The sequence below is a fragment of the Paenibacillus pseudetheri genome, assembly GCF_924513355.1.
In the GTDB taxonomy this organism is placed as follows: domain Bacteria; phylum Bacillota; class Bacilli; order Paenibacillales; family Paenibacillaceae; genus Paenibacillus_AQ; species Paenibacillus_AQ pseudetheri.
In genome coordinates this window covers 108243-120593 of sequence record NZ_CAKMAB010000005.1, presented here as the reverse complement: position 1 = coordinate 120593, position 12351 = coordinate 108243, and the positions used below count along the sequence as shown (strand labels likewise).

The following is a 12351-nucleotide window of genomic DNA, read 5'->3' as shown; positions in this document are numbered from 1 at the left end:
GACTCGAATGCTGGAAGGAGAGCCGCTACCTTGTCTAATATCAATGCAGGAATAGCCTTAGCAGCAGGTGTAGCATCGTTTATATCACCTTGCTGTTTACCGCTTTACCCCTCTTATTTATCGTATATTACCGGATTATCCGTTCAGCAATTGAAGTCAGGCAGCAATACCAAAGAGGTCCGTATCCGCACAATAACCCATACATTGGCATTTATTTTAGGTTTTTCAGCGGTTTTTTACACACTGGGATTTGGTGCAGGACTATTCGGACAATTCTTTAATGGACAGCGTGATTTAATCCGGCAATTATCGGCGATTCTGATTATTGTGATGGGATTATTTTTGCTTGGGATCTTTCAGCCGCAATTTTTACTTCGTGAACGTAAGCTCGATTTAAAATGGAAGCCGGCGGGTTATGTGGGATCCTTTATTTTTGGGATCGGTTTTTCAGCGGGCTGGTCTCCATGTATTGGACCGATTCTGACCGCGATTATCGCACTTTCTGCAAGCGAGCCTGGCACGTGGTTCACGTTAATTACGGCTTATAGCATCGGGTTCGCATTGCCCTTCTTTGTGTTAGCCTTCTTTCTTGGAGGCGCCAGACGTATCCTTAAATATTCAAATGTGCTGATGAAGATTGGTGGCGTTCTCATGGTATTTATGGGCGTTCTGCTCTTTACAGATCAAATGTTTCGGATCACTGTGTGGCTGCAGGGAATTACACCTGATTGGCTCATTTTTTAGGTGAAATAATCAATCCCTGCTTCTGGAAAATGTTCGAATATCCGCTCTGTGATAAACTCTCGCAGGGCGGTTTGTTGTTCATCGGGATAGACATATTTATTTTGTCCCCATCGGCCCCATTTCTTCTTACGCTTCTCCATGTCCATCTCTAGCTTGGATTTGGGATAGCGCTTTTCTATTATCGTCTTAGCGGTTTTGGTGAATCGATGCTGAATCATTTCGAAGGTTAATCCTTTTCCAACTTCAGGGGGGAGGGTCTGGGCTAACTTAGCCAGTAGCTCTGCGTAGCCTTCTTGCCAGCCGTCATACCAAATAATTGGAGCAATGATAAAGCCAAGCGGATAACCCGCCCGTGCTACCTTACCAGCGGCTTCAATACGTTCCTCGAAGCGGGAGGTGGCAGGCTCAAAGTTTTTAATTACATAATCTGCATTCACGCTAAAGCGAACTCTGGTATGTCCGTTATGCTCCAAAGCAAGCAATGGTTCAACATGTTGGTATTTGGTCACAAAGCGCAGACGGCCAAGGGGCTCTTTTGCCATAAATGTAATTAGCTCTGCTAGAGAGCCGGTGATATGTTCCAGTCCAACCGGATCTGAAGTACAGGCTGCTTCAAAAGTCGTGATTTCTGGATTGCGCTCCTCAATATATTTTTTGGCAGCATCTATAATGTCACCTGTGTTTACATATACGCGAATGTAGGGCTTTGCCCCTAAGGTGGTCTGCAAATAGCAATAATGGCAGTGCCCCATACAGCCGGTGGCAATGGGAATAGCATAATCAGCCGATGGCTTGGATTGGTCAAATTTCAAAGTTTTGCGTAGGCCGACAACAAGCGTCCTTTTGGCAATTTTATATTGCTCGACCTCAGTTTCACCAGGGAAATTCATAATACGATTATGTGATGTGGTCATACGATAGGGGATATCGTTAGCTTTTACCCATTCCATAATTTGTTCACCTTTAGGGTAATTTAAAGCATTCGGTTCAAAAAAAACAAGCTCTGGAAGAAAAAGAGCAGTAGGTTTTCTGGGTCTTTTTACAGCAGAGGGCTCTGGCGTCACTATAGTCATAAATTCACGCTCCTTTTGAATGACGAGTATGTTTATTATGTCTAACTCAGCCCCAATAGAAGCATGGCAAACATGTGCAACTCATCTGTAAGTTCCTTTGAAGGACTTGCCAAGGTGCGTTAGAAACATGTATCATTGTTAGAGCAAGGTTTGGCCCGGCGCCATGCTCATTATAGAAAAGAGGTAAAGTTTAATGCCAACACCCAGCATGGAGGATTATTTGGAGCGCATATACAAGCTCATAGATGAGAAAGGTTATGCGCGGGTCTCGGATATTGCCGAGGGACTGGAAGTACACCCCTCCTCTGTGACCAAGATGATCCAAAAACTGGATAAGGACGAATATCTCATCTATGAGAAATATCGTGGGCTTGTCCTAACCAACAAAGGGAAAAAAGTAGGAAAACGTCTGGTTGATCGTCATCAACTATTGGAGGAATTCCTCGGATTGATCGGAGTACAGCAGGAATACATTTATAATGATGTTGAAGGAATCGAGCATCACTTAAGTTGGGATTCGATTACGCGTATTGAAACATTGGTAGAATATTTCCGCCGCGATGAAGAACGTGTACAGACTTTATATGCGATTCACAACGAACTGACAAGCGATTCTTGAAATGTTTTTCCCGAAACGGATACTGTCCTAAAAGTTATGCGCAGCAAGGCTTTCGTGAGCATAATCAGTGGATAGTATAGCCGTTTCTATTTTGTTTAGTGCAACCTTTCCCAGTTTTTAGCGTCAAAACGGATACAGTCCTTTTAAAAATATAAGAGAGTATGAGTTTTATTCGATGCTTCTTATATTTTTTGCAGAGACAGAGACCACCTTCTTAGAAGAAGGCATTCTCTCATCTGCTTGAAGGATTTATCCGTTTTTTCTTATTTTTTGGATACATACTTTTTAGATTTGGGGAGGAATTATGAATTATCGTAAATGGATGTTGAGCTTGTTAGTACTTATGTTGTTTCTGCCTTTATGGTCTCCTGGTGCACGCGCGGCAGCGGTGCAAATTACGATTGAACTGGATGGAGAGGCGCTGGTTAGTGATGTGCCTCCGTATATCACAACTTCCAATGTAACGATGGTGCCAATTAGTGTGATCAGTAAAGGATTAAATGCCGGCGTAGTATGGGATCAAAATAGTAAGACTGTAACGATCACTCAAGGAGATACGGTTCTCAAGCTGAGCAGTGGCCAGAAAAATGCATGGGTAAACGATGCTTCGATTGCGCTGGATACATCGGTGCAGATTAAGCAGGGGCGGGTAATGGTACCCATTCGTTTTGTAAGTGAGCAATTGGGACTGCAGGTGTTATGGGATCAGGTTAATAAGCATATTTCCTTGTTCTCCAACACTGAACCACCACAATCTGTCGATCCAGAAACACCAACGACACCAACGACACCAACAGTGCCGACGATACCTACTATTCCTGGTGGATCGACTAGTAAGGAAATGAAGGGCGCTTGGATCTCCACCGTATTCAATCTAGACTGGCCTTCAACGTCTTCGGCAGGAAATGAAGCGAAACAAAAGCAGGAGTTTGATAATCTGTTAGACAAGCTAAAGGCTGTTGGCTTTAATGCTGTATTTGTTCAGGTTAGACCTTCAGCAGATAGTCTGTATCCATCGACTTTAGTTCCTTGGTCTAAGGTATTGACGGGTACACAAGGGAAGAATCCGGGATATGATCCACTAAGCTATATGGTCAGTGCTGCGCATTCCCGCGGCATGCAGTTTCATGCTTGGTTCAACCCATTCCGTGCAACGACGGATGCTTCCACCTCAGCTTTAGCAAGTAACCATGTGGTAAAAGCACATCCAGAATGGATTGTGAATGCCGATGGTAAGAAATACATTAATCCAGGTATTCCGGAGGCTCGCCAACATATCATCGACACGGTGATGGAAGTGGTTAAAGGTTACGATATCGATGGTGTCCATTTGGATGATTACTTTTATCCTTCAAATGTTACTTTTGCCGATGATGCTGCCTATTCTACCTATAATACGAAAAAGCTTTCTAAATCGGATTGGCGCCGAGATAATATTAATGAATTTGTTCGTCAGTTGGGAGAACAGATTCATAAGGTAAAACCGAAGGCTTCTTATGGAATCAGTCCTTTTGGAGTATGGCGAAATATTAAAAATGATAGTACAGGTTCGGACACTAGTGCAGGGGTAACTGCTTACGACAGCATGTATGCGGATGTTCGGACATGGATTAAGCAGGGCTGGATTGATTATGTCGCTCCGCAAATTTATTGGAGTTTGTCCTTTAGCACAGCTCGTTATGACAAGTTAGTAGATTGGTGGGTAAAAGAAGTCGAGAATACGAATGTTAAACTCTACATCGGGTTGGCTGGTTATAAGGTCGGAGCCAGTGATCAAAAGGCTGAATGGCAGAGTGGAGATCAAATTATTAATCAGCTCAAATATAATGAGAAGTACGAAGAGGTTGCAGGTAGTATTATGTTTAGAGCGAATGACGTCGTAGTCCGCAATCCGTTCGGATTGTCGAGCTTACTGACCTTTTATTTTAAGTCCTAATAGTTTAGCTGTTATTCATAAGGAGTCATGAATGTTCCCCCGTGCTCATAGATAAGCAATAGAATCTATGGGAAACGGGGGATTTTTGTGTATGGAGATTAACGCAGTATTTGAAGGAGGAGGCGTAAAGGGGATTTCTCTTGCGGGAGCAGTTGAAGCTACGGAAAGGGCAGGCTGGACTTTTAAAAGAGTAGCAGGAGCCTCCTCAGGTTCGATTGTAGCCACTTTACTTGCAGCGGGCTATGAAGGGGAGGAAATGTGTCGGATAATCCAAGGAACATCCTTTTCATCGTTTCTGAAGCGAGGTCCCATTTACAATACGGCTATCGTTGGTCCTGCGCTGCGAGTATTATTGAAGAAAGGATTATATTCTGGGGAAGCCTTGGAGTCCTGGATAAGAGCATTATTACTGAAAAAGGGAATCATCACCTTCCGTGATCTGCCTGCCGGTAAATTATCTATCATCGCCTCCGATATCACAAATGGAAGGATATTGGTCTTGCCAGATGGCTTGGAGCAGTATGGGATCTCTCCGGAGCATTTTGAAGTGGCCAAGGCAGTGCGAATGAGCTGCAGCATTCCTTATTTTTTTGATCCTGTGATGTTAAGACTAAACGGGCAAGCAGCAAGAGCGAAATCCTTTGCCGAGCAGTTTGTGTATATTGTAGATGGCGGGCTCTTGAGTAATTTCCCTTTGTGGCTATTTGACGGCAAGATTAATGGGAGCAAACAACTTGGGAGTAGAATTCCTACGGTAGGTTATCAAACAGTAGGTAAGACCGATCCACAGCCGCATAAAATTAGAGGGCCATTCAGCATGCTCCAAGCTATGGTAACTACCATGCTCTCTGCTCATGATGAGAAGTTTATTGAAGGGGATAAATTTGTTCGCACGGTAAAAATTCCTACGCTTGGGATTGGAACGACTCAGTTTGAAATTACAAAAGCGCAAAGCGATGAATTGTATGGTGCTGGACTTAAAGCAGGAGAAGATTTTTTTAAGGAGTGGCGACCAAGATAACGGGCGGGGTATCCAAATGAGAAAAGCATCCCGCACGTTACTTAAAACGTGGAGATGCTTTTTGGAGTTTTTATGAAGTTAGTGATACTTTGGAAGCTGATCGTCATTTTTCCCTTTACTTCCTTCGATCACTTGGAAAGGATAGCTTTTGCGTTTGCCTGGTGCAGCTTGAGTCTTGCGAATTCCTGCTACCTTTGACATGGTCTTCTGGGAAGGCTTTACTTTAACCTTAGACCCATTGCTGCTACGAGCATATTTGCCTGGCCCCATTTTTTTGTAAGCATAATAAATGATTGCTAACAGTACTAAGGGGAGAATCAGCTTCGACAGCGTAAAGAAGGGCTCAGTTAAGACTCCAATCACAAAACCGAATATCGCAAGCGTAACCGTAATCCAAAAAATTAAAGCATGCCTGATCATAGATCACTCATCCTTTCGCAGGATCCAAAATGCCGCCTGAGACACTTGCCTCCGAATATCCTCTTGCTTCAATCGCAGCATCAAGCTCACGCATACGGTTAAAAGAGGCAATAGATACTTCTACCTGATCGTCTTTTGGCTCTTTGGTTGTAAGAAGTTGCAGCCACAATCCAGGGTAACCCAGATATTTAAGGCCTGGTACTTCCCTTACCGCATTGGTTCCCTTTAGAACTTCGAACGATACACCAATTACGACTGGCAACAAGATAATCCGCTGAATCACTCGTTCCCAAAGATTATCCCATGGGACTACGGAGTAAATGATCACACCGAGGATAATCGTCAGCATCATAAAGCTACTTCCACAGCGGTAATGCAGACGGCTGTATTTCTGAACGTTCTGAACAGTCAGTTCTTCACCTGCTTCAAATGCGCTGATGACTTTATGTTCGGCGCCGTGATACTGGAACAGTCGCTTGATCACAGGAGTTTGAGAAATCGCCCATAAATAGACCAGCAAGAGAATCATTTTGATGCCGCCTTCTATGAGGTTGTGCAGTACGTAGTTATCAAATACATTTTTAAATAAAAAATCCTCTACAAATACCGGAACAAGCGTAAAAATGAGCTTTCCGAACAAGAAGGAGAGAATACCCATTACAGCAACGCCAAAAATCATTCCAAGGCTCCAGCCCTCATCCTTTTTCTTTGGCTTCGCTTTTTCCTTCTCAAGATCTTCCGGTTCCAATTCATCTTCAGCGTAGGATTCGGCTGAATAGTTCAAGTGCTTAGAGCCTTTAGCGCTGGCATCTATAATACTGACAAGGCCGCGAAGCAGCGGAATCTTGCGCAGTTTCGTGACCCAGCTCTTATCGCTTTTGGGTACTTCTAAAAATGTGATCTCCTGATTCTTGCGTCGTACGGCTGTTACATTGATATGCTTACCGCCGAACATGACACCTTCAATGACGGCTTGGCCGCCGTAACTGGGAGTTTCCTGGGACAACCAATTCACCTTCTCGTATTTAATATGATTTATATAATACATTGTAACTAATTTTTGAAGACATTACTAGTTGGATCGCCTTTTGCTGTACATACTATCTTATAGAGAGAGCGAGAGAAAAATCGGCATTGAAAATAAAGAAAGCGAGGCAATTTCATGAGTAAATCTCATCAACAAAAATCGGGACTTACAAATATTTGGCTTTTTGCACTTGAGTTAGGTTTTTTTTCAGGATTGATTTGGGGAGGGCTTCATTGGCTTGCCTATTGGTTCCGTTTTACCAAAGTCAGCCCTGGCTTTATCGCAGAGCCTTTTTTCAGACATGAGTTTTTGACAACTGCGTTCGGACATTTCGTGGGTTATATGATGTTTATTGTGTTTTCGGTGATCGCCTCCATACTGTATGTATTGCTTCTGCGCAAGCTGAAGGGACCTTGGCCAGGGCTGGTATACGGCGTTTTATGGTGGTCGGTTATATTTATTCCTGGTTCTCAGATGTTTCTTATGCAGCCCCCATTCAAGCTGCCGTGGAACACGGTCATTAGTGAGTTCTGTATTTTTTTACTATGGGGAATGTTCATTGGATATACAGCAGCGATCGAGTATACGGACGAACGGAAGCGTGAGCAAAGTACAGCGCTTGCCTAACGGCGCGAAAAAACTTCTCAAGGGGATATCCCTATGTTAAAATACAATGTGGCTATTTCGAGAGGAGAATGAAAATGGGTAACAAGCGTGTCTCCAAGCTGCGTAAGGTTTTGCAGGATCAAGGATTGGATGCAATGTTGATAACTAGCGGTTATAACCGCCGCTATTTAAGTGGATTTACCGGATCGTCCGGTTATGTACTGGTGACAAGTGATGATTGTTATCTGCTGACTGACTTCAGGTATATGACACAGGCCGCGAACCAAGCAATGGGGGTTAATGTTGTAGAACATGCAACTAAGTTCATTGATACAGTTCGCGAGCTTCTGCCTTCTGGTAAAGAGGTACGAATCGGTTTCGAACAGGATGATGTTTCATTCAGCGCGTACACCTCATATGCAGAAGCACTTAAGCCGGCAGTGTTAGTTCCAATTTCCAAAGCTGTGGAAGACCTTCGTATGTTCAAGGATGAGGAAGAGCTTGCCGTAATGCAACGTGCAGCAGATCTGGCCGATGCTACATTCAGTCATATTCTGAACGTGATCAAGCCGGGCATGACTGAGCGCGATGTTGATTTGGAAATGGAATTTTATATGCGTACCCATGGTGCAACTTCTTCATCGTTTGATACGATTGTTGCTTCAGGCGAACGTTCGTCCATGCCACACGGCGTAGCAAGCAGCCGTGTAATTCTAGGCAATGAATTCATTACCCTTGATTTCGGTGCATTACTTGATGGCTATTGCTCAGATGTGACAAGAACCATCGCACTCGGAGCACCGGATCCGAAGCTGAAAGAGATCTATGATATTGTGCTGGAAGCTCAGCTACATACTTTAGCACATATCAAGCCGGGTATGACGGGACGGGAATGTGATGCCTTGGCACGTGATATCATTGCTAGCTACGGATATGGTGAACAATTTGGACACAGCACAGGCCATGGACTTGGAATGGAAGTTCATGAGTGGCCGCGTTTGTCCAAACTTAGTGACGATATTATGCAGCCGGGGATGGTCGTAACTGTGGAGCCGGGTATCTATTTGCCGGGAATTGGCGGAGTACGTATTGAAGACGACATTGTGATCACGGAGAGCGGAATATCGTTGCTGACCCATTCGTCTAAAGAATATACAGTACTGTAAGTAAGCGGGATTATTAGAGTAATTATAAATTTGGAGGGATTTTAGTGATTTCAGTAAATGATTTTAAAACAGGTTTGACCGTAGAGGTAGAAGGAGATATTTTTACCGTTATTGATTTCCAACACGTTAAGCCAGGTAAAGGCGCAGCATTTGTTCGTTCCAAGCTTAAGAACTTGCGTAATGGTAATACAGTAGAGCGTACATTCCGTGCAGGTGAAACGATTGGCCGTGCTATTATCGAAAACCGTGGTGTACAATATCTGTATGCAAGCGGATCGGACCATGTATTCATGGATAACGAAACTTATGACCAATTCGAATTGTCCGAGAAGCAATTGGAATGGGAATTGAATTTCCTTAAAGAGAACATGACTGTAAACATCGTTAGTTACAAAGGGGAGATTCTTGGGATCAACCTTCCTACCAGCGTAGAGTTGAAGGTTGTTGAAACTGAGCCTGGCGTTAAAGGAAACACGGCTCAAGGTGCTACGAAATCGGCCAAGCTTGAAACCGGGCATAGTGTTCAGGTTCCATTGTTCATCAACGAAGAAGACATCTTGCTCATTGATACTCGTGAAGGTAAATATATCTCCCGCGCGTAGGAAACAATAACCTGGATATTACCAGAACAGCCTCCCCGTTTATACGGTGGAGGTTTTTTTATGAACAGTAACGGATAAAGATGTTATGGAAACCCACATTAAAATACTGGAAGTTGAGTAAAATAAGCACAGTTGAAGGGTAGATGCTGACCTTATCTTTATTTTTACAGCGGGGAAATTTAATGATTTTTTTATGAAACCATTAACGCAAGGCACTGTTTTCGTATTATACTGATTTAAAGCGGGAAACCGATTAGAAGCAACTACATAGACCGATATGGGGAGTGAATGGAACTTTGTCACTTTATGTTATGAAATTCGGAGGCAGCTCCGTCGGCGACACTGAACGAATGAAACGCGTCGCGGGGCGCATCGCAGACAAGCAAGATGAGGGACATCGCTGCGTTGTGGTTGTATCTGCAATGGGGGATACAACAGATGATTTGATCGATACGGCGAAGCAACTAAACGGGCAGCCGCCCGCACGTGAAATGGATATGTTGATGACGACTGGAGAACAAATCTCTGTCGCTCTATTGTCCATTGCCCTGCATGGGATCGGGCGGAATGCAGTTTCTTATACAGGATGGCAGGCTGGATTCCGAACGGACGAAACTCACGGCAGAGCCCGTATCAATGAAATTGACCCGCGTCGTGTATTAGCGTCTTTGGAGCGTGAACAGATCGTGATCGTTGCAGGCTTTCAGGGAATGACTGTGGATGGTGAGATCACCACATTAGGTCGCGGTGGTTCGGACACTACAGCCGTAGCATTGGCTGCTGCTATTCAAGCAGACGTATGTGAGATCTATACCGATGTAGATGGTATCTACTCCACAGACCCGCGTATCGTGAAGACGGCACGTAAATTGAAGGAAATCTCTTACGATGAAATGCTAGAGCTTGCCAATCTGGGAGCAGCTGTATTACATCCACGTGCAGTGGAGTACGCTAAGCGTCATCAAGTTAAGCTGGTCGTTAGATCGAGCTTTAATCATAATGAAGGTACTGTTGTGAAGGAGGAGACAAGCATGGAGCAGGGAATCGTAGTTAGTGGTATTGCATTTGATAAGAATGTAGCACGTGTCAGTATTCTTGGAGTTCCTGATGTACCAGGTGTACTCGCTCAGGTCTTCGGCAAGCTCGCTGAAGAAGGCGTTAACGTAGATATCATCGTACAAAGCGGTGTACAGAATGAGCAGGCTGACTTCTCATTTACTGTTTCTCTTGATGAGCTGGATCGGGCGAAGGAAGTGATTAAAGAAATTCATAAAACTTTGCCTTACCGTGAAGTTACCTCCGAGGATAACCTGGTGAAGGTATCCATCGTTGGTGCTGGTATGGTCAGCCATCCAGGGGTAGCGGCTCAAATGTTTGATGTACTCTCCAAAGAGGGTGTAAGCATCAAGATGGTCAGCACTTCTGAGATCAAAGTATCTTGCGTCATTGAATCAGGCAATTTGCCATCCATCATACAGGCGCTTCATACCGCCTACAATCTCGATACAACAGAGCAGGCTTTCGTCGGAGGTCCTAAAGATCGCCGATAAGAGTTGCTGAGTAAACAAAGAGGGATGCCTTACAGCCAAGTGGCTGAGGGGCATCCCTCTTTGTTTATATAACTGCATGGGAGGTAAGTCTCTGAATTTATCCTAATCGTTTGAACCGGCCCTGAATCTCTACAGTCTCCACAACATTGACGAAGGAGCTGGGGTCTGCCTCAAGAATAGTTCTCCGCAGATTTGCAAGTTCATATCGAGTCGTTACCGTCATTAGCATGGTATTTCCCTCATGACTGTATCCACCCTCTGCATTGACGACAGTGATGCCATGAGGTAACTCTCTGAGACGGGTTAGCATCATCTCCCGTTCTTTGGTAACGATAAAGCAGGTCAGCTTCACATGGCGAATATGGATCATATCGACTACTCTACTCTTTACAAAAATACAGAGCATAGCGTATAAGGCGGAATCCCAGCTTTTAAAGAAGCCTAAACTCAGAATAACTAATCCATCCATTAAGAACATGATATTCCCCATGGGAATATCCCGTTTACGTGAAATAATCGAGCCTAATATATCAAATCCCCCAGAAGAGCCCCCAGTACGGAGAGAAAAACCAACGCCGCCAGCAATAATTACTCCGCCGAAAATACTTGCAAGAATGGGGTCCTTGGTCAATTGCACCTCAGGAATAATGGTTATGAACCAGGTGGTAGCCACGACGGAAAGCAAGCTTAGTAAGATGTATTTTTTGCCCAATGCAATAAATCCCCAGACAATTAAAGGAAGGTTTATTACAAAATAAAGCTTAGAAATGTACTTCGGATCCGTTAAATATCCGACGACCGAAGCCACCCCTGCTACCCCACCGCTCAGAAGCTGATGAGGAATTAGAAACAATCGCATCCCACTTGCAATTAAAAAGGCTGAAAAAATAATGATAGCTGCTTCCTTGAGTGGTCTGACTACGGTCCGCATGTTTTGCGGTAAACCGTAACTTCGAACTTGCATGACACAAATCCCCTCTTTTTCTTATGTCTTTATAGTCTGCTCTTTTTGAAAATATAAACCCACTATATTTCCAATTAACAAGGATACCACAGATGGAAGTGTTCGTAAAAAATAATTTTATCGTACTGATTATATTTATTTATATAGGTGTGTACTATGAACTCTTTCACAGTTGGACTTGCAATTCTGTCATTTCTCCTTGTCTAAAGTGAGTAATGATCGCATATCCATGGATAAGAGAAGGACAAACAAGCCCTGAATATCATTCTGTGGAAATAGTAAAAGTTAGGAGTGGAGTGGATTGGACAAGTATGTAAGCTGGATGGCGACTCTTCGGCTGTTCTCGGGTAGTGCGGAGATTATAGCTGCACTGATTATGCTGCGGTTGAATCAGGTAGACAAGGCGCTCGCAGTCAATTCTGGACTAGCTTTGGTAGGCCCGACGATCTTGTTATTGACGACAGCGATCGGACTTACAGGGATGGCTCAGCAGTTGTCCTGGAGCAAACTGGGCTGGGTCGGCTGCGGTGTAGCCTTTCTCTTAATCGGGATTCTAAAAAAATGATAGATGATAGGCATATTGAGCGCGTACAAGCATAAATATGGAATAAAGCAATTAGATA

General features: G+C 43.9%; 13 protein-coding genes. 9 read left to right on the top strand and 4 right to left on the bottom strand.

All coding sequences use genetic code 11. The features are described 5' to 3' along the window. Positions 1 to 30 precede the first annotated feature (30 nt). Complete coding sequence (locus L1028_RS06335; RefSeq protein ID WP_042129852.1) at positions 31 to 744, top strand: cytochrome c biogenesis CcdA family protein; 714 nt, start codon at positions 31 to 33, stop codon at positions 742 to 744. On the opposite strand, the gene splB is transcribed toward L1028_RS06335, so the two are convergent. Continuing rightward, the gene (splB, locus tag L1028_RS06330; RefSeq protein ID WP_423803021.1) at positions 741 to 1817 is read right to left on the bottom strand and encodes a spore photoproduct lyase; all 1077 of its coding nucleotides are present in this window, start codon (positions 1815 to 1817) and stop codon (positions 741 to 743) included. The genes L1028_RS06335 and splB overlap by 4 nt on opposite strands. A gap of 193 nt (positions 1818 to 2010) precedes the next feature. Here splB and mntR point away from each other — a divergent pair, with 193 nt between their 5' ends. The 3 genes from mntR (at position 2011) to L1028_RS06315 (ending at position 5393) form a co-directional block, all read left to right on the top strand. Then, positions 2011 to 2436 (top strand): transcriptional regulator MntR, encoded by a 426-nt coding sequence (gene mntR / locus L1028_RS06325; RefSeq protein WP_042190488.1) that lies wholly within the window; start codon positions 2011 to 2013, stop codon positions 2434 to 2436. Between the two features lie 304 nt (positions 2437 to 2740). Beyond that, a complete protein-coding gene (locus L1028_RS06320; RefSeq protein ID WP_234532374.1) occupies positions 2741 to 4372 on the top strand; it encodes a family 10 glycosylhydrolase in 1632 nt (543 codons plus the stop codon). Positions 4373 to 4463: 91 nt separating this feature from the next. Continuing rightward, a complete protein-coding gene (locus L1028_RS06315; RefSeq protein ID WP_234532372.1) occupies positions 4464 to 5393 on the top strand; it encodes a patatin-like phospholipase family protein in 930 nt (309 codons plus the stop codon). Between the two features lie 78 nt (positions 5394 to 5471). Here the strand turns inward: L1028_RS06315 and L1028_RS06310 are convergent, their stop codons facing one another. Then, positions 5472 to 5813: a hypothetical protein gene (locus tag L1028_RS06310; RefSeq protein ID WP_234532371.1), complete on the bottom strand. Its 342-nt coding sequence runs from the start codon at positions 5811 to 5813 to the stop codon at positions 5472 to 5474. Between the two features lie 7 nt (positions 5814 to 5820). Next, positions 5821 to 6768 (bottom strand): DUF1385 domain-containing protein, encoded by a 948-nt coding sequence (locus tag L1028_RS06305; RefSeq protein ID WP_373455847.1) that lies wholly within the window; start codon positions 6766 to 6768, stop codon positions 5821 to 5823. A 207-nt stretch (positions 6769 to 6975) separates the two neighbouring features. Between L1028_RS06305 and L1028_RS06300 the strand changes: the two genes are divergently transcribed. From L1028_RS06300 to L1028_RS06285, 4 genes are all read left to right on the top strand, one after another. Then, entirely contained in the window at positions 6976 to 7467 is a 492-nt protein-coding gene (locus tag L1028_RS06300; RefSeq protein WP_234532370.1) for a YqhR family membrane protein, read from the top strand. A gap of 74 nt (positions 7468 to 7541) precedes the next feature. Next, positions 7542 to 8612, top strand: coding sequence for a M24 family metallopeptidase (locus L1028_RS06295; RefSeq protein ID WP_234532369.1), 1071 nt, complete (start codon positions 7542 to 7544; stop codon positions 8610 to 8612). A gap of 44 nt (positions 8613 to 8656) precedes the next feature. Continuing rightward, positions 8657 to 9214 (top strand): elongation factor P, encoded by a 558-nt coding sequence (gene efp / locus L1028_RS06290; protein WP_042129835.1) that lies wholly within the window; start codon positions 8657 to 8659, stop codon positions 9212 to 9214. 296 nt (positions 9215 to 9510) lie between these two features. Further along, complete coding sequence (locus L1028_RS06285) at positions 9511 to 10764, top strand: aspartate kinase (RefSeq protein ID WP_234532368.1); 1254 nt, start codon at positions 9511 to 9513, stop codon at positions 10762 to 10764. A 97-nt stretch (positions 10765 to 10861) separates the two neighbouring features. Here L1028_RS06285 and L1028_RS06280 read toward each other — a convergent pair whose 3' ends face one another. Beyond that, complete coding sequence (locus L1028_RS06280) at positions 10862 to 11728, bottom strand: YitT family protein (protein ID WP_234532367.1); 867 nt, start codon at positions 11726 to 11728, stop codon at positions 10862 to 10864. A gap of 301 nt (positions 11729 to 12029) precedes the next feature. Between L1028_RS06280 and L1028_RS06275 the strand changes: the two genes are divergently transcribed. Continuing rightward, the gene (locus L1028_RS06275; protein ID WP_423803020.1) at positions 12030 to 12293 is read left to right on the top strand and encodes a YqhV family protein; all 264 of its coding nucleotides are present in this window, start codon (positions 12030 to 12032) and stop codon (positions 12291 to 12293) included. Positions 12294 to 12351: the final 58 nt, after the last annotated feature.

Bases quoted from the DNA above. Each gene is read 5' to 3' on its own strand.
- L1028_RS06315 (WP_234532372.1), top strand. From the start codon at position 4,464: ATGGAGATTAACGCAGTATTTGAAGGAGGAGGCGTAAAGGGGATTTCT.
- L1028_RS06300 (WP_234532370.1), top strand. From the start codon at position 6,976: ATGAGTAAATCTCATCAACAAAAATCGGGACTTACAAATATTTGGCTT.
- mntR (WP_042190488.1), top strand. From the start codon at position 2,011: ATGCCAACACCCAGCATGGAGGATTATTTGGAGCGCATATACAAGCTC.
- splB (WP_423803021.1), bottom strand. From the start codon at position 1,817: ATGACTATAGTGACGCCAGAGCCCTCTGCTGTAAAAAGACCCAGAAAA.
- L1028_RS06310 (WP_234532371.1), bottom strand. From the start codon at position 5,813: ATGATCAGGCATGCTTTAATTTTTTGGATTACGGTTACGCTTGCGATA.
- L1028_RS06305 (WP_373455847.1), bottom strand. From the start codon at position 6,768: ATGTTCGGCGGTAAGCATATCAATGTAACAGCCGTACGACGCAAGAAT.
- L1028_RS06295 (WP_234532369.1), top strand. From the start codon at position 7,542: ATGGGTAACAAGCGTGTCTCCAAGCTGCGTAAGGTTTTGCAGGATCAA.
- L1028_RS06320 (WP_234532374.1), top strand. From the start codon at position 2,741: ATGAATTATCGTAAATGGATGTTGAGCTTGTTAGTACTTATGTTGTTT.
- L1028_RS06280 (WP_234532367.1), bottom strand. From the start codon at position 11,728: ATGCAAGTTCGAAGTTACGGTTTACCGCAAAACATGCGGACCGTAGTC.